Below are 26402 nucleotides of genomic sequence, written 5' to 3'. Positions count from 1 at the left end.
CGATTTACAAGGAATTAATTTTATTACAAAACATTTATAGTGGGGGTTAGAAAATGAAAAATCGTAAATTTATTTTATTATTTGCATTATTGCTTGGACTATCTATGGTTCTTGCTGCTTGTGGAAGCGGTTCCGATAAGGAAGAAAAAGAAAGTGGTGGAGACAGCGGATCTTCGAAAGAAGCTGCAAATGAAGACTTTAGTGCAGCTATGGTAACAGATATTGGTGGGGTGGATGATAAATCATTTAACCAATCTGCTTGGGAAGGTTTGCAAGAGTGGGGAAAAGAAAACGGTCTTGAGAAAGGTAATGGTTTTGACTATGCTCAATCAAATGAAAAAGCTGACTATATTCCAAACCTTAACCGTTTAATCCGTGATGAATATGATTTAATTTTTGGTATTGGTTTTGAATTGAAAGAAGACTTACAAAAAGTTGCTAAACAATATCCAGAGACACATTTTGCACTAGTGGATGACACAATAGAAGCAGATAATGCAGTAAGTATCACTTTTAAAGAACATATTGGCTCATTTCTAGTCGGTGTTGCAGCTGCCCAAAAAACAGAAACAAATAAATTAGGATTTGTAGGGGGAGTAGATTCTCCATTAATTAACAAATTCGAATCAGGGTTTATTGCAGGAGCAAAATCTGTAAATCCAGACATTGAAGTGGAAGTAGAGTATGCTGAGTCATTTGGTGATCCTGCAAAGGGTAAGATAATTGCTTCAAATATGTATAACAATGGAATTGATATTATCTATCATGCTTCTGGTGGAACTGGAAACGGGGTATTTAATGAAGCTAAAGACATTAAGCAAAATGATCCTGAACGCAAAATTTGGGTAATCGGTGTAGACCGTGACCAGCATGAAGAAGGGCAAATCGGTGACCATAATGTAACTCTTACATCAATGGTTAAACGTGTGGACGTTGCAGTTAAAAATGTTACTGAACAGGCAATGAACGGAGAATTCCCAGGTGGAGAAAAGCTTGAATTCGGTCTGGAAGAAGACGCAATTAATGTTGCAACAACAAATGAGGATGCCATGACTAAGGAAATAGTTGATTCCGTAAATGAGTGGAAAGAGAAAATTCTAAACGGTGATGTGGAAGTTCCTCAAACACATGAAGAATTAAAAGGCTTTATTGATTCACTGTAATAGTTAGGTAGTAAAAATAGTAATCTTTTACATCTATTATGTAAAAATGTGGAAGGCTGGGAATACCAGCCTTTCCATCCTTTTCTAACTAAATTTTCAACTGAAGAGAATAATTGCTTGTTGTTCTTTTCATTTGGTGATTTTAGTAAATACTTAAATAGTGCAAAAAAGACAAATGAAATGAATGTGTTAAGAGGGGGGAGTAATTATGGATTATGTAATAGAAATGCTAAATATACGTAAAGAGTTTCCGGGTATAGTAGCAAATGACAATATAACTGTTCAAGTGAAGCAAGGTGAAATTCATGCCTTATTAGGTGAAAATGGTGCTGGGAAATCTACTTTAATGAATGTGTTATTCGGTTTATATCAACCTGAGCAAGGTGAGATTCGTGTTAAAGGTCAAAAAGTGAATATCACGAACCCAAATATTGCCAATGATTATGGAATCGGAATGGTGCATCAACACTTTATGTTAGTTGAACCATTTACTGTTACTCAAAATATTATATTGGGCAGCGAACCGACTACCAAATCAGGGAAAATAAATATTAAAAAAGCGGAACGCGAAATTCAGGAATTATCAGATCGCTATGGATTAAAAGTTGATCCAACCGCTAAAATTAGTGATATTTCCGTGGGGATGCAACAACGGGTTGAAATTCTTAAAACACTGTATAGAGGAGCAGAGGTGCTTATTTTTGACGAACCTACAGCAGTTCTTACTCCACAGGAAATAAATGAATTGATCGAAATTATGCGTTCTTTAATCAAGGAAGGGAAGTCAATCATTTTAATTACCCATAAATTAAAAGAAATTATGGAGGTTTGCGATCGTTGTACAGTTATCCGTAAAGGAAAAGGTATTGGTACAGTAAATATTAAAGACACCACTACAAATGAGCTGGCATCTCTTATGGTTGGTCGGGAAGTAAGCTTCCATACAGAGAAAAAGAAAGCAGTACCAGGTCAAACCATTCTGGAAATAGAGAATTTATTTGTTAAGGATGCTAGAAAAGTAGATTTGGTTAAAGGTTTAAATCTCGAGGTAAAAGCAGGTGAGATTGTAGGTATTGCTGGGGTAGACGGGAATGGTCAATCTGAGTTGATTGAGGCAATTACCGGACTAAGAAAGGCGAATTCTGGATCAATTAAGTTAAATAATAAATCCATTACCAACCTTAATCCACGAAAAGTTACTGAAAGTGGGCTTGGTCACATACCCCAGGATCGACATAAATATGGGTTAGTCTTAGATTATCCCGTTGCAGAAAATATGGTACTACAAACCTATTATAAGAAGCCTTACTCCAAAGCTACTGTTCTTAATTTTAAAGAAGTATATGATAAGGCTGAAAGTTTAATTAAAGAATATGATGTGAGAACTCCGAGTGCATCCACTCTTGCTCGCGCGCTTTCTGGTGGTAATCAGCAAAAAGCTATTATTGGAAGAGAAGTAGATCGATCACCTGATTTATTAATAGCTGCACAGCCTACCAGAGGCTTGGATGTAGGTGCAATTGAATTTATCCACAAAAAGCTGATTGAAGAACGGGATAAAGGAAAAGCAATTTTACTCGTATCTTTTGAATTGGATGAAATTATGGATGTTAGTGATCGTATTGCTGTTATGTTCGATGGAAAAATTGTTGCGAATGTTACTCCGGAAAACACAAATGAGCAGCAATTGGGTCTCTTAATGGCAGGTAGTCAACTAAGTGAGGCGGGTGTGCATAATGACTCAGAATAATAGACTATTTGGAATCTTGGTTCCAGTAATTTCCGTATTACTTGGATTACTTGCGGGTGCAATTATTATGCTAGTCTCAGGCTATAGCCCCATTGAAGGGTATGCAGCTTTATGGAATGGCGCTTTTGGTGATGCATTTACGATCGGGGAAACGATCAGAAGAATTACTCCATTAATTTTAACTGGGTTGGCTGTTGCGTTTGCCTTCCGGTCCGGGTTATTTAACATAGGTGCCGAAGGACAGGTAATTGTTGGCTGGCTTGCCGCTGTATGGGTAGGATTAGCAGTAGATGCGCCTATGATTTTACATTTACCTCTTGTTTTAATTGTTGCAATGCTTGCTGGAGCTCTTTGGGGTTTCGTTCCAGGGCTACTAAAAGCTAAATTAGGAGTTCATGAAGTTATTGTAACAATTATGATGAACTATATTGCTTTATTTATAACGAACGAAATTATTCGTAATGTTCTAACTGAGCAAGAAACAACAACAGAAGCCATACCAGCAACAGCTTCTTTAGCTTCAGAATGGTTGCAGACATTGACGTTTTTCTCAAGGATGCACTATGGAATTCTTGTAGCTTTGTTTGCTGCAATAATTATGTGGTTTATTGTTCAACGTACAACGATTGGTTATGAACTGAAAGCGGTTGGTTTTAATCAACATGCTTCTAGATATGCAGGTATGAATGTTAGTAAGAATATTATTCTATCAATGGTAATTTCAGGCGCTTTTGCTGGGCTTGCGGGAGCGATGGAAGGTGTAGGTACGTATGGCACGATATCTGTTATGTCTGGTTTTACAAATCTTGGGTTTGACGGGATTGCTGTTGCGTTACTTGGATCAAATAATGCTTTAGGTGTTGTTTTGGCGGCAATTCTCTTTGGGGTTCTTAAGGAAGGGGCCGGTCAAATGCCAACTAGTGCTGGTGTTCCTACTGAATTAGTTGACATTATAATCGCACTAATTATTTTCTTTGTCGCATCTAGCTATATAATTCGCTGGTTCTTACTTCGCTTTAAAAAGGAGGGGAAATAAATGATTGATATTTTACAATCACTGATCCCGACAGTTTTATTCTTTTCAGCTCCATTAATTTTTACAGCATTAGGCGGAGTATTTAGTGAACGATCCGGTGTTGTTAATATAGGCTTGGAAGGGTTAATGGTTATGGGAGCTTTTGTAGGAATTGTTTTTAACCTAACCTTTGCGGATGTTTTTGGATCATGGACCCCATGGGTATCCATTATTGTTGCTACATTCATCGGCGCCATATTTTCTATTATTCATGCGGTAGCTTCCGTATCGTTTAGAGCTAATCAGGTTGTAAGTGGTGTAGCAATCAACATGTTAGCTTTGGGTATTGGAGTTTACTTAACAAAACAATGGTATGGTAAAGGGCAGACAGATATGGTATCTGAACCGTTCTTTAGAACGGACATTCCTATTCTCGCAGACATTCCAATTATCGGGCCTATCTTCTTCCAGGGAATATATGTAACATCATACATCGCTATTATTTTTGCTTTTATAGCATGGTATGTATTATATCGTACTCCATTTGGTTTAAGACTTCGAGCGGTTGGTGAACATCCGATGGCTGCGGATACAAATGGTATTAATGTATATCGTATGAGGTATATTGCTGTTATTCTTTCTGGAGCATTAGGTGGCTTAGGTGGATCTGTATTTGCGTTAACCATTGTGTCTAACTTTTCTCATTCGACTATAGTGGGGCAAGGATTCATGGCACTTGCGGCTGTAATATTCGGAAAATGGCATCCACTCGGTGCTATGGGTGCTGCTCTTTTCTTTGGTTTAGCACAAAGCCTGAGTGTAGTAAGTGGAGGGATTCCTGTATTGCAGGATGTTCCCCAGGTGTTCTTGTTAATAGCACCTTATGTACTTACAATACTTGCTTTAGCAGGTTTTATAGGGCGAGCAGAAGCACCCCGAGCGAATGGAGAACCATATATTAAAGGAAGCAGATAATGATTTCTTACTGACTTGCTATGTAATTATAGCAAGTCAGTTTTTTTTGTTTTATAATGGATTATAAATGGAAGATATGTGCAGAATAAGATAAGTAAGCCTATGGGTATACGACATTTACTGGAGGTTATAGAATGCTCGGATTTACTGAAAGAATTAAAAATGAAAAAGGATTTAACCTACATTTTATTAAAACAAAGAAATATAAGACATTATCAATTGTTGTTAAAATAAAAGGCAACTTAGAAAGAGAAACAATTACGAAAAGAGCACTCCTTCCTTATATTTTGCAGCAAGGGACTGAAAACTATGCAACCAAGCAGGATTTACAAAAGAAACTTGCTGATCTATATGGTGCAACATTATCCATTGATGGAGGAAAAAAGGGAGAGAGTCATATTTTAAGTCTCAGGTTAGAACTTGCAAATGAAAAATTTGTGCCTGATGCTTCCAGTATTACAGAGGAAGGGATTGCTTTATTGATTGAACTGCTGTTTAATCCGAGAAAAGTGAACGGCTCCTTTGACAATGCAGTTATACTACGAGAAAAAGATACCTTGCTAAGAAAAATTCAGTCTGTACAAGATGATAAAATGGCTTATGCAAATATAAGGTTGATTGAGGAAATGTGTGAAAATGAAAACTATCGTTTACACGTCCATGGGTACGAAGAAGATCTAGCCGAAATAGATAGCACTAATTTATACAACTATTATAAGAAAATGTTAATGGAAGATCAGATTGATATATATATTCAGGGAGATTATGATGAAGAACACATTAATGACATTCTTTCTCCGATGCTTCATAAGCAATTGGAAGATAAAAAAAGTAATGTGCTAACAGAAAAGTCTTCTAAACAAAAACAAACTAAAAAAGAAGTAAAACAACCGAAAGAAATAATTGAAAAGCAACAACTTCAACAGGCTAAGCTTCATATTGGATATCGAACGAATGTTACTTTCCGGGATGACGACTATTCTGCTTTACATGTATTTAATGGGTTATTTGGTGGTTTTCCAAGCTCTAAATTGTTCATCAATGTAAGAGAAAAAAACAGTCTTGCGTATTATGCTGCCTCCCGTATGGAAAGTCAAAAAGGTTTGTTACTTGTATTTAGCGGGATTGCCCCAGAGGATTACGAAAAAGCGCGTGATATTATTAGACTTCAAGTTGAAGCAATGAAAAATGGGGATTTCTCTCTTGAGGATATGCAACAGATAAAAGAATTGATAACAAATCAACTACTGGAAACAATGGATCATCCCCAAGGTTTGATCGAATTATTATATCAACAAGTATTATCTGATTGGATTTTACCTCCAAAACAACTTATTGATAATATAAATAAAGTCACAAAAGAAGATGTAGTCCAAGTAGCAAAGAAACTGGAGGAAGATACATTATATTTATTAACAACAAAGGGGGATGCTTCTGATGAATAGCAAAAATTATTCACATATAGAAGAGACTATCTATTCAGAGAAACTGGCCAATGGATTAACTGTCCTCTTATTACCAAAAAAAGAAATGGCAAAAACATATGGTCTTTTTACAACAAATTATGGATCGATTGATCAGACGTTTGTACCTATTGGAGAGAAGAATAAGGTCACTGTTCCTGAAGGGGTTGCGCATTTCCTCGAACATAAGCTATTTGAAAAAGAGGATAGGGACGTATTTGCCGACTTCGGAAAACAAGGGGCATCTCCGAATGCTTATACTTCTTTTACGAAGACTGCTTATTTATTTTCCGCTACAGATCATATTGAAAAGAACGTACTAACATTGATTGACTTTGTACAAGATCCATACTTTTCTGAGCAATCGGTAGAAAAGGAAAAAGGCATAATCGCTCAAGAAATTAAAATGTATGATGATCAACCTGATTGGCAAGCTTTTATGGGGACTATAAAAAGCATGTTTAAAAAGCATCCCGTGAACATTGATATAGCTGGTACGGTTGAGTCAATACATTCTATCACGAAAGATGATTTATATATGTGTTATAACACGTTTTATCATCCAGAAAACATGACTCTATTCTTGGCGGGGAATTTTGAAGCCGGAAAAATGATGTCTCTCATTAAAGAAAATCAGGAATCTAAGCAATTTGCAAAAATGGATGATATTTTAAGGGAGTTCCCAGACGAGCCAGAACACGTAGCCAAAAAAGAAACTTACTTAAATATGCCTGTATCTATACCAAAGTGTACGGTTGGTATTAAGGAATCTGTTCGTGAACTTTTTGGTAAGGACTACTTACACAAGGATCTATTGCAAAATATGCTACTCAGCCATTACTTTTCAAAAAGCGGAACATTTTATCAGGAATTATATGAACAAAATTTAATTGATGATAGTTTTTATTTTGAAACGAATTTAGAAAAGAACTTTGGTTATACTTTGATAGGCAGTAATTCTGCAGAGCCGGAAAAGTTTGCTGCTAAAGTAAAAGAACAACTATTATCAACCAATCGTATTCAACTTACAGAAGAAGAATTTGAGCGTATGAAAAAGAAAAAAATTGGTCAATTGTTGAGACAAATGAACTCCTTAGAATTCATTGCCAACCAATATACTCAATACCACATGCTGGACATTGACTTTTTTGAGGTCATTCCTGCTATACAGAAACTTAGCCTTGAAGATGCAACTCAATTCCTCCGACAGTGGATTACTGAAGAAAGAATAGCTGTTTGTACGATTTCAGCTAAATAGGTTAAAGATATGGGGAATAATGTATTAATAGTTGGAGCAAGTGGTGATATTGGTATGGCGATCTCAAAAAGATTGGCTCAAGATGGATATAAGCTAATTCTCCATTACAATAAAAACAAAGAAATTTTGGATTATCACATTAAAGATTTGGGTAGTGAATCCGTATTACAAATGATTCAGGCTGATTTAACTTCTTCCAACGAGCTGAAAAATTTTCTGAAACAATTGGTTTTTCCTGTAGATCATCTCATATTTGCGAGTGGTAAGACATCTTTTGGTGTTTTCCAGGATGCTACAGAATCACTAATGGATGAAATGCTTGCATTACATGTTAAATCGCCATGGATGCTTATAAAGCATTTATTGCCTTACATGGTCCAACGCCAAAACGGCAATATTATTTTTATTACGTCTATTTGGGCGGAGCAAGGCGCAAGTAATGAAGTTCTTTATTCTTCAGTTAAGGGCTCGCAAAACAGTTTTGTTAAAGCTCTTGCAAAAGAAGTTGCTCGTTCAGGTGTTTCAGTGAATGCAATAAGTCCAGGATATATTGATACTAAAATGAATGGCCATTTTCTAGAAGAGGAAAAAAAAGTAATAATAGAAGACATACCAATAAACCGGGCAGGACATCCTGATGAAGTTGCTCATGTAGTAAGTTTTCTAATGGATAGCCGCTCAGCTTATATTCAAGGCGAAGTAATTAATATTACTGGTGGATGGTAATTAAATTTCTTCAGTAAGCATGTATAAACAAATAAGATACTCAAATACTATACATGTAAAAAAACTGAAGGAGGCATATATATGTCAGTTCTTGATAACTTTGAATCATGGAAAGGTTTTTTGGCCAATAAATTAGATCAAGCGAAGCAGCAAGGTATGAGTGAGGATACGATTCAAAACGTTGCACATGAGGTTGGAGATTATCTTGCACAAAGCGTTGATGCTAAAAATAATGAAGAGGCTGTACTTCGTGAACTGTGGAATGCGGCATCAGAACAAGAACAACAAGCAATTGCCAACACAATGGTAAAATTAGTACAAAATAAAGGCAAATAAGTAACGTTATAAAAAGCTGCAGAATAATTACCTGCAGCTTTTTATTGTTTTTATATTTTGTAAAGATAATTACTTTTCACCCAGCCAAAAATCATTTATGATAGACTTATATTAATCTTGTATTATTATGGAAACAGAAGGAGACTACTCATGGAAAAAACGGAATGGTATTTTGAATATGAGATTCAAGTAAACCGTCCTGGTTTACTTGGTGATATTTCCTCTTTGTTAGGAATGCTTTCCATAAATATTATTACAATAAATGGCGTGGAAAATCAGCGAAGAGGAATGCTGCTCCTATCTCAGTATGATGAAAATATAAAGAGGCTAAAACTAATCTTGGAAACAATGGATACAATAATTGTTACAAAACTTAGAAAACCTAAGCTACGTGATAAATTAGCTGTCCGCCATGGGAAATATATCCATAGAGATGTGGACGATCGTAAAACTATTCGATTTGTTCGTGATGAACTTGGAATATTAGTTGATTTTATGGCAGAATTATATAAAGAAGAAGGTCATAAATTAATTGGTTTACGAGGAATGCCACGAGTTGGTAAAACAGAATCAGTGGTCGCTGCAAGTGTTTGTGCAAATAAAAGGTGGTTATTTGTTTCCAGCACCTTATTAAAGCAAACAGTACGAAGTAAATTGATAGAAGGAGAGTACAACACAGATAATATCTATATTATAGACGGAGTTGTTTCTAAACGACGAGCAAATGAACAACATTGGCAATTAATTAGAGAGGTTATGCAGCTGCCTGCTATAAAAGTAGTCGAACACCCTGATATCTTTGTTCAATCTACAGAATATAATATAGATGATTTTGATTATATTATTGAATTACGCAGTCATGAAGATGAAAAAATTACATACGAGCCGCTTGAAGACCAGCAATTTAATCAGGAAAGCGGATTTTCTATGTTCGATTTTTAAAATGGATGGTGTTAGTTATGGAAGTAGGTTCAAGGCTTAAGGAAGCTAGAGAAGCAAAAGGGCTATCATTGGATAGCTTGCAGGAAACTACGAAAATTCAAAAGAGATATTTGAAAGCTATTGAGGACGGCAACCTGCATATTTTACCTGGTAAGTTTTATGCCAGAGCTTTTATTAAAGAATACGCTAATGCTGTTGGAATAGACCCAGCTGAGTTATTACAAGAGTATAAAGAAGAAATACCTAAAACAGAAAATGATGAAGAGGTCCAATACAGCAGAATACAACGGACTAGAAAAGATAACAACCAGGATAAAAACTCGAAGGTGTTTTCTGTTATCCCTACAATAATTGTTGTGTTATTAATTATCGGTATCTTTTTCGTTGCATGGTTTTTAATTAAACAATCCATGGAAGATTCTAATTCGACTTCTCCACAAAAACAGGACGAAAATGAAATAATAATTAATAACCCAGAAGATAATAAACAAGACAACAAAGATAATGATGAGCAAAAAAATGAGGACGAATCAAAAGAAGGAGAAGGCGATCAGTCAAAAGATCAGCAAGAACAAGAGAAGGCTAAACAACCGGAGCTTCGTTTGGATGAAGAAGCGTCCAGTGGTACAAAGTCAACTTTTAATTTACTGAATGCTACAGATGAAGTAACAGTGACTTTGGAAGCGTCTGGAGAAACATGGTTAGATGTGAATGATGAAAAGAATGAATCACTTTATAGTGGGATGTTAACAAGTGAGGACACACCTATGGAGTTGGAAGCCTCCAAGGCAGAACAACTTTATTTTAACATTGGAAACGCTTCTGCCTTAACAATCAACATAAATGGGGTGGAGTTAAATTATCCTGTTGACCCAAATGAAAATGTAGTGCAGAAGATATGGGTAAATCTGCAAGAGCAATCTGAATAATTATTATACCCGTGTACACCCTTCCATTTAACAGGAAGGGTTTTATACCTTATTTTTGTTAGCCTAGGAGGAAATCGTACTAATGAATATACCAAATAGAATTACCATATCACGTATTTTATTAATCCCCATCTTTATTCTCTTGTTAAGCCTTCCTTTAAATTGGGGAAACTGGCAGATTGGTGAAAGTACATTACCAATAGCCGATTTTGTGGCAGCAATATTATTTATTTTCGCATCCGTTACTGATTGGGTAGATGGTTTTTATGCCCGTAAATATAATTTAGTGACGAATTTAGGGAAGTTTTTAGATCCGCTTGCAGATAAATTACTTGTTTCAGCAGCCTTAATTCTATTAGTTGAAATGGGATTTGCTCCTGCATGGGTTGTCATAATTATCATAAGCAGAGAGTTTGCTGTCACTGGTCTTCGCCTTGTTGCGGCAGGTGAAGGTTTTGTCCTTGCAGCAGGGAGTATGGGCAAATTAAAAACAGCAACCCAGATGATTGCTATTGCAGCTCTCTTACTTCACAACTTTCCTTTTTCCTATATCGGGTTTCCTTTTGGAACATTAATGCTTTATGTAGCTTTGTTCTTTACAATTGTTTCAGGTGTGGATTACTTTATTAAAAATTGGCATGTTATGAGGGATTCTAAGTGACAAAACAGATTAAAACAGAAATTATTGCAGTAGGCACTGAATTATTGCTTGGTCAAATTGCAAATACAAACGCCCAATGGTTGTCCCAACAGCTGGCGAAGTATGGATTAAACGTCTATTATCATGGTGTGGTTGGGGATAACCTTACGAGAGTAGAGGAAACCTTTAGATCAGCACACGAACGCTCTGATATTATTATTGTGACAGGCGGTCTTGGCCCAACAGACGATGATTTAACGAGGGAAGGTTTCCAGCGTATAAGTAATCTTCGGATTGTTGAGGATCAGCCAGCTATGGAAAAGATCATCTCCTATTTTAAAAAGCAAAATACTGAAATGACACCTAATAATCGTAAACAAGCGCGGATTTTTGAAGGCGCACATGTATTGGATAACAAAATGGGAATGGCACCTGGAATGATTGTAAGCTTCGAAAAAAAGACGTGGATTTTCCTTCCGGGAGTACCACGCGAAATGAAATACCTTGCGGAGAATGAGGTCTTCCCGTATTTGCAGGAAATGACCGGCCAGTCCGATATTATTAAATCTACCGTACTAAAATTTATCGGGATTGGTGAGTCACGCTTGGAACATGAACTTTATGATTTAATAAAAAATCAAAGTAACCCAACTATAGCACCTTTAGCTCAAAATGATGGTGTAGTTATTCGGTTAACTGTCAAGGCGAAAGCAGATGAAGAAGCTGATAAACTACTTGATTTAACGAAACAAAAAATATTGGGCAAGATAGGAAGATACCATTATGGTACTGATGAACAAACTGTTGAGGAAGAATTGATTAGGTTACTAAAACAAGCTGGTAAGAAAATAGCTGCTGCCGAGAGCTTAACGGGAGGTAAATTTACTGAAAGACTAGTGTCTGTTGAAGGTGCTTCACAGGTTTGCCGCGGTGGTATAATATGTTATGATGCTAAAATGAAATCTGATCTGTTAGGGGTCTCTGATGAAGTTATTCGATCATTTGGTACAGTGAGTAAAGAATGCGCTTTGGAAATGGCTGAAAATGCGTGGAAGCGAACAGATTCAGATTTTGGGATCGGATTTACAGGAGTAGCAGGTCCAGGACAAATGGAGAATAAGCCTGTTGGTACCGTGTTTATTGCGGTTAGTGATCGTGCAGGGAAGCATGTAGTTCAAGAATATTATTTTCAAGGAGACCGAACAGCTATTCGAAGTAAAGCAGTCCTAAAAGGATTTGAAATTCTTTTTAATTATATAAAATCATAATTCTTTTCAATGTAATACAAGAAATTAGCTTATTTAATAAAAGATATTGTCAGAAAATCAATATCTACTGCTTTTTTACTTGTGAAAAAGCAGAACATTTATTCGTGTTTTTCTTGGCAAATATCAAAAAACATAGTATGATGTAAATAGTAGATTAAAGGAGGAAATACTTTGAGCGATAGAAAACAAGCGTTAGATATGGCGTTAAGACAAATAGAGAAGCAATTTGGTAAAGGGTCCATTATGAAATTAGGTGAACAGGAACTACAAAAAATAGCCACCATCCCTAGTGGATCTTTAGCTTTGGATGTAGCATTAGGAATAGGCGGCTACCCAAGAGGTAGAGTAGTAGAAATATATGGTCCGGAATCTTCTGGTAAAACTACTGTTGCACTTCATGCTATTGCGGAAGCGCAGAAACAAGGTGGACAAGCGGCGTTTATAGATGCAGAGCATGCACTCGATCCTAACTATGCACGTGCCTTAGGAGTTAATATTGAAGAGTTATTACTATCTCAGCCAGATACTGGTGAACAGGCATTGGAGATCGCTGAAGCTCTTGTGCGAAGTGGTGCAGTAGATATTATTGTAGTGGATTCTGTAGCAGCTCTTGTACCAAAAGCAGAAATTGAGGGTGAAATGGGAGACTCTCATGTTGGTTTACAAGCACGATTAATGTCGCAGGCTCTGCGAAAACTTTCAGGTGCTATTAATAAATCACATACAACAGCAATTTTTATTAACCAAATTCGTGAAAAAGTTGGAGTTATGTTTGGTAATCCAGAGACAACACCTGGGGGACGTGCGCTTAAGTTTTACTCTTCAGTACGATTAGAAGTACGTCGTGCTGAGACATTGAAACAAGGTAATGATATAATGGGGAATAAAGCGCGTATAAAAGTAGTAAAAAATAAGGTTGCCCCTCCATTTAAACAGGCAGAAGTTGATATCATGTATGGTGAAGGTATTTCTAAAGAAGGAGAAATTCTTGATATTGGTTCAGATCTTGATATTGTTCTGAAAAGCGGTGCATGGTATTCCTACAATGAAGAACGCCTAGGCCAAGGTAGAGAAAATGCAAAGCAGTTTTTAAAAGAAAATACAGATATGATGGCGGAAATTCACCGCGCTATACGCGATCACTATCAATTAGATGAAACAAAAGAAGAAACAGAAGAAGAAATAGGTCAAGGAAGTTTAGATGTTTAATAGATGAGAAGTTCCCTTCCTCTACACAATAGAAGAAGGGGCTTTTTTTATTAAAAAGAGATTATTAAATAGCATTTCCAGCTTGATTTGAACATTATCTCTGGATTCGGGGGTATAGAGACGTTTTTAACCAAAGATTATTTGTTAGTAAATAACTTTATTCAATAAAAATATTTTCCCATATTCACCCAACAACTTATGACGTTTCCTTGACATTCATGTGACAGACAATTAAAATTAATAATGTATAAATTTATAATTTATATTCTATGATTTATTATTAATTTTGCATTGAAAAATGGTACATGCCGACAATAATGAATTGTAAAATTTTATAGCAACAGGAGGTGAAATTATGGACAATCCTTTAATCATCTCCATTTTGCTTGCTCTATTCCTAATCGTCGGTATTGTTGTTGGTTATCTGATTCGTAAATCTATTGCGGAAGCTAAAATTTCTAGTGCAGAGACGTTAGCTAAACAAATAGTAGATGAGGCACACCGAAATGCAGATGCCGCTAAAAAAGAGGCACTTCTTGAGGCGAAGGATGAAAATCACAGACTTCGTCAGCAGACAGAAGAGGAATTGCGTGACCGCCGAAACGAAGTTCAAAAGCAAGAAAATCGTCTGATGCAAAAAGAAGAAAATCTGGACAGAAAAAGTGAAACACTGGACAAGCGTGAGCTCTTGTTAGAGAAGAAAGAACAATCACTAACAGAAAAACAACAACAAATTGAAGAAATGGAAAGCAAAGTGGAAACTACATTACAAGAGCAGCAAACGGAGCTTGAGCGCATTTCAGGATATACAACTGACCAGGCTAGACAAGTTATTTTAGAGCGGATTGAAAAAGAAGTAGCTCATGAATCGGCTTTAATGATTAAAGAAGCAGAAAACCGTGCAAAAGAAGAAGCTGATAAAAAGGCTAAAAATATTCTTTCGTTGGCACTCCAACGTTGTGCTGCAGATCATGTTGCAGAAACAACTGTTTCAGTTGTTAACTTGCCAAATGATGAAATGAAAGGACGTATTATTGGCCGTGAAGGAAGAAATATACGAACCTTGGAAACACTGACAGGTATTGATTTAATCATCGATGATACACCAGAGGCAGTGATTTTATCCGGTTTTGATCCTATTCGAAGAGAAACAGCTCGTATGGCTTTAGAGAAACTTGTTCAAGACGGCAGAATCCATCCTGCTCGTATTGAGGAGATGGTAGATAAAGCACGTCGTGAAGTGGATGAGTATATACGTGAAATAGGGGAAGAGACAACTTTTGAAGTAGGAGTACACGGTCTGCATCCGGATCTAATAAAAATTCTCGGTCGTCTAAAATATCGGACTAGCTATGGACAAAATGTATTGAAGCACTCTACAGAGGTTGCATATCTTGCTGGGCTGCTTGCTGCTGAATTAGGTGAAGATGTTACCTTAGCAAGAAGAGCCGGATTACTACATGATATTGGTAAAGCAATTGATCATGAAGTGGAAGGTAGTCATGTGGAGATCGGTAAAGAGCTTGCAATGAAATATAAGGAGCACGAAGTAGTCATTAATTCAATTGCTTCTCACCATGGGGACGAGGAACCTACTTCCATTATCTCTGTACTAGTTGCTGCTGCTGATGCATTATCTGCAGCAAGACCAGGTGCACGAAGTGAAACATTAGAAAACTATATCAAACGTTTAGAGAAACTGGAAGAAATTTCTGAATCATTTGCCGGGGTTGAGAAATCATTCGCAATTCAAGCAGGTAGAGAAATCCGAATTATGGTTAAACCTGATGAAATTGATGACATTGAATCTGTTCGAATTGCCCGAGATATACGAAAGCGAATCGAGGGAGAGCTTGATTATCCCGGTCATATAAAAGTTACTGTTATTCGAGAAACGAGATCAGTAGAGTATGCAAAATAAAAGCGGTCATATGGCCGCTTTTATTTTTGCTTAAGAAACAATTAGATATATGTTATAGCTTATAATCGTTATATGAGTTACATACGGAAGAACTTTTGGGAAACTAGTATAAGGAGATGGATATAAACATGAAAATATTGTTTATTGGTGATGTTGTAGGTTCACCAGGGAGAGACATGGTACATGAATACCTACCGAAGTTAAAGGAAAAGTATCGACCACACCTTACTATTGTTAATGGAGAAAATGCAGCTTCTGGTAAGGGAATAACAGAGAAAATATATAAAAAGTTCCTTGAAGATGGAGCAAATGTAGTTACGATGGGAAATCATACATGGGATAAAAAGGAAATATTTGATTTTATAGATGATGCGAAGAACCTTATAAGACCGGCTAACTTCCCGGAAAACAATCCTGGTAAGGGAATTGTCTACATTAACCTCAATGGTCAGGAAGTTGCCGTTATTAACTTACAGGGAAGGGCATTTCTTCCACCAAGCGATGATCCTTTTGTAAAGATTGATGAATTAGTTACAGAAGCAAAACAGCGGACGAATATAATTTTTCTGGATTTCCATGGAGAAGCAACTAGTGAAAAGCAAGCTATGGGTTGGTATCTTGATGGAAGAGTAAGTGCAGTTGTGGGGACTCACACACATACACAAACTGCAGATGAGCGCATTTTACCAAATGGAACGGCATATATATCAGATGTTGGAATGACTGGTCCTTATGATGGAATATTAGGGGTTGAAAGAGATGCCGTAATTAAGAGATTCCTTACTTCTATGCCGGTACGTTTTGAAATTACAAAAGAGGGAAGAACACAATTAAACGGAATTCTGGTTACAATAGATAAGTCTAACGGAAAAGCTACGCATGTAGAAAGAATTCTAATAAACGAAGACCATCCGTTTTTTGGATGATTCATTGAATGTTTTAAATTTTTGGTTCATAATAATGTAATAAGCTAACATCTCCAGGAATATAGTAGAAATAGAACTATAATAGGAAATCAAGGAGGTACTAGTAATGGACGTATTAAAGGTTTCAGCAAAATCAAATCCAAATTCAGTAGCAGGTGCACTTGCAAATGTCTTGCGTGAACGTGGATCAGCAGAAATTCAGGCTATTGGTGCGGGTGCTTTAAATCAAGCAGTTAAGGCAGTAGCTATCTCCCGGGGATTTGTTGCACCAAGTGGAGTAGATCTTATTTGTATACCAGCTTTTACTGACATCATGATTGATAATGAAGAAAGAACGGCTATTAAGCTTATTATTGAACCAAGATAGCTTATTTTTCCAGAAACAAGCAGCAGTATTACGCATAAACGTAATACTGCTTTTTGATTGGTTAAAGTATATAAAAATGTCTCAAAGAGTTAACCAATGATTCGGTAAATAGATAAACTACGACGTAACTTTTCGTCTTTAGCGTATGAAAAATAACTGTGTTGCTCGAAAGTTCACTGAAATATTGAATCTGATTACACCTCCGCTACGGAAAACACTGCGCTTTTCGGGAGCGGCTGATGAGCCTCCTCATGCTAACGCATTCCGGGGTCTCACCTATGCCTCATCTCCCCCAGAAGTCTCCGTATTTTCCTCCGCTTAAGTGTTACTTTTTAGCGATAAATTAACTTAGTATTGATAGTAAAAAGGTCACTTTACATCACCGAGGGCAAGTGAAAGACCCACTCCGCATTTGGAATATTAGAGCTCATACAAATTGATTGGAGTGGAGGGCGGCGACTCCTGCCGGAATAGCATGAGGCCACTGAAAAAGTCATTTTCTACTAAAATAGAAGTTTTTCAAAAGACGCTATCCCAAAATTTTGTTTTGTTAATATGCATAAATGGAGAGCCAGAACCAGTTTATTCCACTCATAGGCTAAAAAGTGGTGATGTAATTTTTTGGAACTAGCCTTCTCAAGAATTTACCGGACTTTTTCAGTGGCCTCGAATAGCATGAGGCGAAGACCCTGGACGGAGCGTAGCGGAGGAAGCGGCTGAGGCCATGCCAGTGGAAAGCGTCCGCCTGAAACGGAAATCAATGGGGCAATTCTCCTCAAATATTTCACTGAGCTTTTCATTGATAAAGTTACGTCGCAGTTTCCTCCTACTGTAATGTATGGAATGAATTTAAAAAATAACATTAGCAGTAGTAATAAGTGGAACGATTATAATTTTATTGCTGGATAATTGTTTATGACAATTTTAGTAAATTATCTTAAGACAAGCGAAATTATCCTATTAGCTATTTGGTTACATATTGTTAATTTTGTTTATAGGGCTTATACTGGAATAATGTATAACCTTGCTAAAATTGAAAGGAGTTTCTTTAATGAACGAACAACAGCGTAAAGAGCAAGCACAAATTAAACAAGTGGATGCCGCGGACAGAAAATCCGGTCTGGAAAAACCACTTAGTGAAAAAACAAGTGCAGATTTTGCAAAATATTTTGAGACTACGTATGAGCCTCCAAATTTAAATAAAGCACGTAAACGTGGACGAGATAAAGTAAATGTACATTATGACTTTGCTATCCCTGAAGACATGGAGAATATCGGTGAAGGTAAAAAATTCCTTATCCGTACATACGGGTGTCAAATGAATGAACATGACACAGAAGTAATGGCAGGCATCTTAACAGAAATGGGTTATGAATCGACAACAGAAACAGAAGAAGCAGATATTATTTTGCTCAACACATGTGCTATCCGTGAAAATGCAGAAAATAAAGTATTTGGGGAAATCGGTCATTTAAAACCATTGAAGTTGGAAAAGCCTGATCTCATTCTTGGTGTTTGTGGATGTATGTCACAGGAAGAATCTGTTGTAAATAGGATTCTAAAAAAACATCAGCATGTTGACTTGATCTTTGGTACACATAATATTCACCGATTGCCACACTTGGTCAAAGAAGCAATGTTTGGTAAGGAAAAGATAATAGAAGTGTGGTCAAAAGAGGGAGATGTAATTGAAAATCTTCCTAAGGCGCGTAAAGGGAAAATTAAGGCATGGGTTAATATAATGTATGGCTGTGATAAATTTTGTACCTATTGTATTGTCCCAATGACTCGTGGTAAAGAACGGAGCAGAAGACCAGAAGACATCATTCAAGAAGTGCGCCATTTAGCAGCACAAGGTTATCAAGAAGTAACTCTACTAGGACAAAATGTGAATGCTTATGGTAAAGATTTTGATGATATGTCCTATGGATTGGGTGATTTAATGGATGCAATTCATAAAATAGATATCCCGCGTGTTCGCTTTACGACGTCTCATCCAAGAGATTTTGATGACCGTTTGATTGAAGTGTTAGCAAAGGGCGGTAACCTATTGGATCATATTCATTTACCTGTCCAATCTGGTAGCAGTGAAGTATTGAAGAAAATGAATCGTAAATACACACGTGAAGAATATTTGGAATTAGTTCATAAAATACGAAAGGCCATGCCGAACGCCACTTTAACCACAGATATTATTGTAGGTTTCCCTAATGAAACTGATGAACAATTTGAAGAAACGATGACTTTAGTGGAAGAAGTAGGTTTTGAAGCAGCATATACATTTATATACTCTCCACGCGAGGGTACTCCAGCCGCTCGAAAGAAAGATGATATTCCAGAGGATGTTAAAAAACAACGTTTATACCGCCTAAATGAATTGGTGAATAAGCAATCGGCAGAGTCAATGAAGACGTATGACAAGAAAGTTGTTAGTGTATTGGTAGAAGGAGAAAGTAAAAAGGATCCTGATGTACTTGCCGGCTATACGGAAAGGAATAAGCTTGTTAACTTTAAAGGACCAAAATCAGCAATAGGAAAAATTGTAGAAGTTGAAATAACAGAAGCGAAGACTTGGTCATTAAATGGTATCATGGTAGAAAATACAGTAGAGGTGAACTGACATGGCTCAATATACACGTACAGAAATATTGAATGAAGCAAAGAAGTTGGCGAGTATGCTTGCTAGCACGGAAGAGATTGACCGATTTAAGCAGGTAGAGGCAAAGATAAATGAAAATCAGAAGGTACAGCAACTAATCAAACGAATAAAGGCACTACAAAAACAAGCTGTGAACTTCCAAGCTTATGGAAAATCAGAAGCTTTAAAGAAAGTTGAAGCAGAAATTGACCGTTTGCAGGAAGAGATCGACGCAATTCCTGTTGTGCAAGAGTTTAAAGAAACACAGGTTGTAGTGAACGATGTATTACAATTAGTTTCAGGGACCATAGCAAGAGAGGTAACAAATAATGTAATAGAATCCACTGGTGGAGACCTCCTTGCAGGAGAAACAGGTTCCAAAAAGCAAAATAGCATGGGTTGTGGGCATTAAATTAAGGAAAGAAACCAGAAAAAACAAGTTGTTTTTTCTGGTTTTCTATTTTTAAAAATAATGTTCTTATAAATAAATGGCTATGTTCAATTCCTGTGAGCAGTAACTAGCAAATTACCCTCTTCTTTCTAATTTAAATAAACGCTAAAATAATGGTTTTTAAGGTTAACAATTGTAAGTTGCTATCAAAGGCTAAAGTTTTTCTTCATTCATTCCTCTTTTTCTTATTCAGATGTTATGCACTTTAGGTATTTGTCTTGCATAAAATGATTATGAACAAAGAGGAGGTAAAAGTAGCTATGACTTTTCTAAACCGTGACTATAGAGAAATCATTACGAAAGCCGTTTGTGGTAAAGGAAAAAAGTTCACTCAAACATCCCATTCAATTACGCCAACCCATAAACCGACAAGCATACTTGGGTGCTGGGTAATTAATCATTTATACAATGCTAAGAAAAAGTCGGAGGACACAGTGGAAATCAATGGTAGTTATGATATAAACATCTGGTATTCGTATAATGACAATACGAAAACAGAAGTAGTCACCGAAAGGGTCACTTATTGTGATATTATCCCGCTCTCCGTTAAAGATGAGCATTGCATAAATGATGAGTTTGATGTCATTGCCAAGGTGATTCAGCAACCTAATTGCCTTGAGTGCAAAATCTCCAACAAAGGACATAAAATTGTTGTGGAAATTGAAAGAGAATTTGTTGTTCAAGTAATTGGTGAGACGAAAATTTCTGTTAAAGTAAACCCACATTGGGAAAAAGATCACGAAGATGAAGATGATGACGGATGGGATTTTGAGTTAACGGACGATGAACTAGGTGACGTAGATCCTGAATTTATGGAGCATAAAGACTAATTTTAAATACGAGGATTTAATCCTCGTATTTTATTTTTTTATGGTCTTTGAAAACCCCTGGCTATGCCGGGGGTTCCATAGAGCTTCTAGCGTGGGGACAAAAAAAGCCTCTCTTCATGATAAGGTAAGGTTGGTTTCCCGACCACCAAATCTCATCAAAGAAGGAGGCATGTCCAATGCAGGACAAGAATAGTTTAGCACATACACAGTGGAGATGTAAGTTCCACATAGTTTTTGCACCAAAATATAGAAGACAAATTATTTACGGAAAATATAAAAAAAGCATCGGAGAAATAGTAAGAGAGCTTTGTGAAAGAAAAGGGGTTGAGATACACGAGGCAAATGCATGCAAAGATCACATTCATATGTTAGTAAGCATTCCACCAAAACTAAGTGTATCTCAGTTCATGGGCTACCTAAAGGGCAAAAGTAGTTTAATGATATTCGATCGCCACGCTAATTTAAAGTATAGATATGGTAATCGCAGATTTTGGTGTCGAGGCTACTTTGTAGATACAGTGGGCAGAAATAAAAATCAAATTCAAGAATATATTAGAAATCAGCTTAAAGAGGACTACATGAGTGATCAGTTAACATTATTTGAAGAATTTGACCCGTTCACGGGAGAGAAAAATAAGAAGAAAAAATAAGAGATTCTTTTAGAATCAGTGAGTGAATGTGGTGCAAAAGGGAAACCATTCAGTGGGCCTTTAAGGCCGAGGCCGGTAATATAGGCTTTCAGCCGCAGAGCAAACCACCAGTTCACACTGGTGGTTTTGATTGTAAAGTCAAAAGGGAATTTTTTATTAATATTGTCCTAGTTTTCTTCTTAGAAAAGATTTATCTAATTTTAGGCTTTACTAAGTTCTCCTTAAAAGACACCTGCAGTTAAACTGGCGGGACGTTCTAGTGTGGTAAATCTGAAGTAGGACGAGTAAGTGAATTCTAAGGTCAGACAGGCATTAAAAAGGACAGGTCTAACCTGTCTTTCTTATTTCAGACGCTTGCGCTATTATTATTGGTTGCGTTATTCGTCGGAAGGAAGGGAAATATGCTATAATGGCAAAAGAATAAATGGGTAAGTGGAGGAAAAATGATGGCAAAATATACACCAATGATGGAGCAATATCTAAAAATTAAAGCAGAAAACAAAGATGCTTTTTTATTTTTTCGGCTAGGTGATTTCTATGAAATGTTTTTTGATGATGCAATTCAAGCATCCAGAGAGCTGGAGATCACACTTACGAAAAGAGATTCAGGACAAAAAGAACCTATACCCATGTGCGGAGTTCCATACCATGCTGCGGAAAATTATATTAAGACACTCATTGAAAAGGGATATAAGGTAGCAATTTGCGAACAAGTTGAAGACCCGAAAACAGCAAAAGGTGTGGTAAAAAGAGAAGTGGTTCAACTTATTACTCCAGGTACTGTTATGGAGTCAGCAATGCTTCGTGAAGGAGAGAATAATTATATAGCCAGCCTTTCCCATTTTCAGGACGGATCGTACGTAGTTGTTTATCATGATTTATCTACAGGAGAAAACAGATTAGCTCTCATCATGGATGGATGGGATGCAGTTATTCACGAATTATATAATCAGCCAATTAAGGAAATAGTTATCTCTTCTAATCTACCAGAACAATTACAACAGCAATTAAAGGGTAAGTTAAATGTTACCTTATCCTATCAGGATATTGTAGATTTTAATGCTGAATACCGTGACCTTTGCGAAAACTTAAATGATGAAAGGCTATTAAAAGCTTTCAGCCGGTTATTGAATTATGTTCAACACACACAGAAACGTTCTTTGCACCATTTACAGCAAGCCAAAGTCATTGACCTGCAGCATCATCTTTCCTTGGACATGTATTCAAAAAGGAATCTCGAATTAACCGAGACCATTATTAAAAAAGGAAAGCATGGTAGTCTGCTATGGGTTCTGGACAAAACTGTAACCGCAATGGGATCAAGGCTATTAAAAAAATGGTTGGAACGTCCTCTCTTAAACCAAAAAAAGATTGAAGAGAGACTTGAAATAGTAGAAGGCTTTATTCAAGCATTTATGGAGCGAGACCAATTAAGAGAAGTATTAAAGTCTGTATATGATATGGAAAGATTAGCAGGCAGAGTAGCGTTTGGAAATGTAAATGCCAGGGATTTAGTGCAACTTAAACAATCTTTAGAGAAACTTCCTGAGATTAAGGCAATTCTTTCAGGCTTTCAAGGTGAGGAAATAAACAAGCTAGCTGATAAGATACTATTTCCAAATCAGCTAGTAGACTTATTAAACACGAGTTTAGTAGATAATCCCCCCATTTCCATCAAGGAAGGTTCGATAATTAAAGATGGTTATCATTCCCAATTGGATACTTACAGGGATGCTTCTAGAAATGGAAAACAATGGATAGCCGAGCTTGAGCTGAAAGAAAAGAAAGAGACAAACATTAAATCGCTAAAGATTGGATATAATCGTGTTTTTGGTTATTATATAGAGGTTACGAAAGCAAACCTTCATTTGTTGCCAGAAGGTAAATATGAACGAAAACAGACGCTGACAAATGCAGAGAGATATATTACTCCGGAATTGAAAGAAAAAGAGCAGCTCATTTTAGAAGCTGAAGAAAAAATTATTGAGTTGGAATATCAGCTATTCCTTGAAATCAGAGACCAAATAAAAGAGCATATACCACAGTTACAACATATTGCTGATGTAGTCAGTAAAGTCGATGTATTACAAGCATTTGCTACAGTGAGTGAAATAAATAATTATCGACGACCAAGTTTTTCTTCTAATAATACACTAACTATAAAAAAGGGCAGGCATCCGGTCATTGAACAAGTTATGAAAGATGGTACATTTGTTCCGAACAATATTTCGTTGAATTCGGAGAGGAATATGCTTTTAATTACTGGGCCGAATATGTCAGGAAAAAGTACATATATGCGGCAATTAGCCTTAACCGTCATTATGGGGCAAATCGGCTGCTTCGTTCCTTGTGAAGATGCAGAACTGATTATTTTCGACCAAATATTTACTAGAATTGGGGCAGCAGACGATCTTGTTTCTGGTCAAAGTACTTTTATGGTAGAAATGCTAGAGGCGAAACATGCTTTATCCCATGCGACAGATCGCAGTTTAATATTGTTGGATGAAATAGGAAGAGGGACTAGTACGTATGATGGGATGGCGCTTGCCCAAGCAATTGTAGAATATATTCACAATAACCTTCAGGCGAAGACATTGTTTTCAACTCATTACCATGAGTTGACAATATTGGAAGAATCCCTGCCACAACTGAAAAATATTCACGTACGTGCAGAGGAATATGAAGGTAATGTGGTTTTTCTTCACCAAATAAAAGAAGGTCCTGCAGACAAAAGCTACGGTATCCACGTAGCGAAACTGGCTGAACTACCAAATGAACTAATAGATCGAGCAAGTGAAATATTAGAGAAGCTTGAGAACGAAGGAAAGCCCACTACGGACGGAGACACAGAGGAAATTAAAAGTGGTCAATTATCCTTCTTTAATGAAGTACAAACCTCTAGCCCAACTCTTAATGAAAAACAAATAGGCTCTTCAGAAAAAGTAATTAAAGATCTAAAGGAATTGGATCTTTTCGCATTGACCCCACTTGATGCTATGAATGAATTGTACCGCTTGCAAAAACAAGTTAAAAAGTACTAAGGGAAAGGAAATGTTTGCATGAAAATTATACAAATGCCAGATGCCTTAGCTAACAAAATAGCTGCTGGGGAAGTAGTTGAACGCCCTGCATCTGTTGTAAAAGAATTAGTAGAGAATAGTATTGATGCAAACAGTACATGGATTAAAGTTGAACTTATGGAAGCTGGGCTCCAGCACATTAAAATTACTGATGATGGTGAAGGAATGGCAGAGGACGATTGTGAACATGCATTCCTTCGTCATGCTACGAGTAAAATTAAAAATGAAACAGATTTATTTCATGTAAAAACATTGGGATTTCGTGGAGAAGCCTTAGCAAGTATTGCATCTGTAAGCAGACTAACCATAAAAACCTCACAAGGTAAGCATGCTGGTACTGTATTGCAATTAGAAGGCGGAAAAATGATTGAAAGAAAAAAAGGGGATGCACGACGTGGTACGGAGATAACGGTGGATGATTTATTTTTTAATACTCCAGCTCGATTAAAGTATATGAAAACCATTCATACAGAATTAGGGCACATTACTGATTTATTAAATAGGCTTGCATTGTCTCATCCAGAAATCAGGTTTGAAGCTACCCATAATGGGAAAGGATTGTTTAAAACCCCTGGCACAGGAGATGTTTTGCAGGTTATATCACAAGTATACGGTATGGGAGTTGCCCGCAAAATGCTGCCAATCAAGAAGAAGACTTTGGATTTTTCCATTCATGGTTATATAGCGAAACCTGAAATCACGAGGGCTTCCAGAAACTATGTATCTACCATTATTAACGGCAGATATATAAAAAGTATTCCTTTAACACAGGCAATCATTCGTGCATATCACACCTTGCTACCTATTGGCAGATCTCCTATTGTAGTCTTAGATATAAAAATGGACCCTATATTAGTAGATGTAAATGTCCATCCAACAAAGCTTGAAGTGCGATTTAGTAAAGAAAAGGAACTGTTTTCAGCCATCGAAGATACAATTAAACATAAATTTCGTGAGATCACCCTTATACCAGAAATGCAGCAGAAACCTGCAAAAAAAGAAGTGACGCAGCAAAATATGATGGATTTTGGTGACAGCTCAACACATGAAGTAAGATATCCTACTCATGAAGAGACTATACGTGAACAAAGCTACCAGGAAGCAGAAGAACCTTCTAATAAAGAGGGCGAAGAAGCAAATACGTATCAACCTAATGGTCCTGTAGCTGATTTTTATGCACCTTCCTCTCAAGTAGATATGAAGGAGGATGAGTCAGTTTTAAATGAAAAGCAGATTACCACTCATACCCAACGGGTGCCAATTATGTATCCCATTGGTCAGTTACAGGGCACCTACATTTTAGCGCAAAACGAGAATGGGTTATATATGGTTGATCAACATGCTGCACAAGAAAGAATTAAATATGAATTTTTTAAGAAAAAGCTTGGAACAACAACTAATGAGTCACAAGAATTATTAATCCCTCTAACTTTTGAATTTTCCAAACAAGAATCCCTGTTTCTTGAAACTTATAAAGAAGAGTTAGAAAAAGTTGGTTTGTTTTTTGAACCTTTTGGTCATCAAACATATGTAATTCGATCACACCCTAATTGGTTTCCTAATGGTTTTGAGGAAGAGATCATTCGTGAAATGATCGACCAAATAATGAATGAGGAAAAAGTGAATATTGAAAGTATAAGAGAAGAAGCCGCTATTTTAATGTCTTGTAAAAGATCTATAAAAGCAAATCACTATCTGAACCATGATGATATGTTTCGTCTGTTAGAAGATCTGCGTAAAACGACAGACCCATTCACTTGTCCACATGGCAGACCAATAATTATTCATTTTTCTTCCTATGAACTAGAGAAAATGTTTAAACGTGTAATGTAAATGCTGTATAAAAACAATACACCAAGTGAATA

General features: G+C 36.6%; 22 protein-coding genes. All 22 read left to right on the top strand.

Annotated features, from left to right (window positions below):
* Positions 1-53: 53 nt before the first annotated feature.
* The 22 genes from BME96_RS10560 to mutL all read left to right on the top strand — a co-directional run bounded on the left by BME96_RS10560 (position 54) and on the right by mutL (position 26370).
* Positions 54-1163 carry a BMP family lipoprotein gene (locus tag BME96_RS10560; protein WP_071649052.1) on the top strand — a complete coding sequence of 370 codons (1110 nt, stop codon included), beginning with the start codon at positions 54-56 and terminating at the stop codon, positions 1161-1163.
* Positions 1164-1371: 208 nt separating this feature from the next.
* Positions 1372-2913, top strand: coding sequence for an ABC transporter ATP-binding protein (locus BME96_RS10555; RefSeq protein WP_071649051.1), 1542 nt, complete (start codon positions 1372-1374; stop codon positions 2911-2913).
* On the top strand, positions 2900-3949 hold the full coding sequence (locus tag BME96_RS10550) for an ABC transporter permease (protein ID WP_019375487.1): 1050 nt from the start codon (positions 2900-2902) through the stop codon (positions 3947-3949). The genes BME96_RS10555 and BME96_RS10550 overlap by 14 nt, the downstream gene beginning before the upstream one ends.
* On the top strand, positions 3950-4903 hold the full coding sequence (locus tag BME96_RS10545) for an ABC transporter permease (protein WP_019375488.1): 954 nt from the start codon (positions 3950-3952) through the stop codon (positions 4901-4903).
* A gap of 134 nt (positions 4904-5037) precedes the next feature.
* Positions 5038-6348: an EF-P 5-aminopentanol modification-associated protein YfmF gene (gene yfmF, locus BME96_RS10540; RefSeq protein ID WP_060680166.1), complete on the top strand. Its 1311-nt coding sequence runs from the start codon at positions 5038-5040 to the stop codon at positions 6346-6348.
* The gene (yfmH, locus tag BME96_RS10535) at positions 6341-7624 is read left to right on the top strand and encodes an EF-P 5-aminopentanol modification-associated protein YfmH (RefSeq protein ID WP_071649050.1); all 1284 of its coding nucleotides are present in this window, start codon (positions 6341-6343) and stop codon (positions 7622-7624) included. Before yfmF ends, yfmH begins: the two co-directional genes overlap by 8 nt.
* Positions 7625-7633: 9 nt before the next feature.
* On the top strand, positions 7634-8350 hold the full coding sequence (gene ymfI / locus BME96_RS10530; protein WP_071649049.1) for an elongation factor P 5-aminopentanone reductase: 717 nt from the start codon (positions 7634-7636) through the stop codon (positions 8348-8350).
* A gap of 81 nt (positions 8351-8431) precedes the next feature.
* A complete protein-coding gene (locus BME96_RS10525) occupies positions 8432-8686 on the top strand; it encodes a DUF3243 domain-containing protein (protein WP_019375492.1) in 255 nt (84 codons plus the stop codon).
* 150 nt (positions 8687-8836) lie between these two features.
* Positions 8837-9628: a YmfK family protein gene (locus BME96_RS10520; protein ID WP_060680171.1), complete on the top strand. Its 792-nt coding sequence runs from the start codon at positions 8837-8839 to the stop codon at positions 9626-9628.
* Between the two features lie 17 nt (positions 9629-9645).
* Positions 9646-10557, top strand: coding sequence for a helix-turn-helix domain-containing protein (locus BME96_RS10515; protein WP_071649048.1), 912 nt, complete (start codon positions 9646-9648; stop codon positions 10555-10557).
* An 82-nt stretch (positions 10558-10639) separates the two neighbouring features.
* Positions 10640-11218, top strand: coding sequence for a CDP-diacylglycerol--glycerol-3-phosphate 3-phosphatidyltransferase (gene pgsA, locus BME96_RS10510; RefSeq protein WP_071649047.1), 579 nt, complete (start codon positions 10640-10642; stop codon positions 11216-11218).
* Positions 11215-12465: a competence/damage-inducible protein A gene (locus BME96_RS10505; protein WP_071649046.1), complete on the top strand. Its 1251-nt coding sequence runs from the start codon at positions 11215-11217 to the stop codon at positions 12463-12465. Before pgsA ends, BME96_RS10505 begins: the two co-directional genes overlap by 4 nt.
* Before the next feature lie 171 nt (positions 12466-12636).
* Positions 12637-13674, top strand: coding sequence for a recombinase RecA (recA, locus tag BME96_RS10500; protein ID WP_019375497.1), 1038 nt, complete (start codon positions 12637-12639; stop codon positions 13672-13674).
* A gap of 355 nt (positions 13675-14029) precedes the next feature.
* Positions 14030-15595, top strand: coding sequence for a ribonuclease Y (rny, locus tag BME96_RS10495; RefSeq protein ID WP_060680179.1), 1566 nt, complete (start codon positions 14030-14032; stop codon positions 15593-15595).
* Positions 15596-15723: 128 nt separating this feature from the next.
* Positions 15724-16521: a TIGR00282 family metallophosphoesterase gene (locus tag BME96_RS10490; RefSeq protein ID WP_019379344.1), complete on the top strand. Its 798-nt coding sequence runs from the start codon at positions 15724-15726 to the stop codon at positions 16519-16521.
* A gap of 106 nt (positions 16522-16627) precedes the next feature.
* Positions 16628-16888 carry a stage V sporulation protein S gene (locus BME96_RS10485; protein WP_019379345.1) on the top strand — a complete coding sequence of 87 codons (261 nt, stop codon included), beginning with the start codon at positions 16628-16630 and terminating at the stop codon, positions 16886-16888.
* 1051 nt (positions 16889-17939) lie between these two features.
* Positions 17940-19508, top strand: a complete 1569-nt coding sequence (gene miaB, locus BME96_RS10480) for a tRNA (N6-isopentenyl adenosine(37)-C2)-methylthiotransferase MiaB (protein ID WP_060681851.1) — start codon at positions 17940-17942, stop codon at positions 19506-19508.
* Position 19509: 1 nt separating this feature from the next.
* Positions 19510-19938, top strand: coding sequence for a YlbF/YmcA family competence regulator (locus tag BME96_RS10475; RefSeq protein WP_019378503.1), 429 nt, complete (start codon positions 19510-19512; stop codon positions 19936-19938).
* A gap of 299 nt (positions 19939-20237) precedes the next feature.
* On the top strand, positions 20238-20807 hold the full coding sequence (cotE, locus tag BME96_RS10470; protein ID WP_019378502.1) for an outer spore coat protein CotE: 570 nt from the start codon (positions 20238-20240) through the stop codon (positions 20805-20807).
* 176 nt (positions 20808-20983) lie between these two features.
* A complete protein-coding gene (gene tnpA / locus BME96_RS10465) occupies positions 20984-21457 on the top strand; it encodes an IS200/IS605 family transposase (RefSeq protein ID WP_071649045.1) in 474 nt (157 codons plus the stop codon).
* A 446-nt stretch (positions 21458-21903) separates the two neighbouring features.
* Positions 21904-24498, top strand: a complete 2595-nt coding sequence (gene mutS / locus BME96_RS10455) for a DNA mismatch repair protein MutS (protein ID WP_071649043.1) — start codon at positions 21904-21906, stop codon at positions 24496-24498.
* Positions 24499-24516: 18 nt separating this feature from the next.
* Positions 24517-26370 (top strand): DNA mismatch repair endonuclease MutL, encoded by a 1854-nt coding sequence (gene mutL, locus BME96_RS10450; RefSeq protein ID WP_071649042.1) that lies wholly within the window; start codon positions 24517-24519, stop codon positions 26368-26370.
* Positions 26371-26402: the final 32 nt, after the last annotated feature.

This window comes from Virgibacillus halodenitrificans (assembly GCF_001878675.1).
In the GTDB taxonomy this organism is placed as follows: domain Bacteria; phylum Bacillota; class Bacilli; order Bacillales; family Amphibacillaceae; genus Virgibacillus_Q; species Virgibacillus_Q halodenitrificans.
This window is presented reverse-complemented; position numbering and strand designations above follow the sequence as displayed.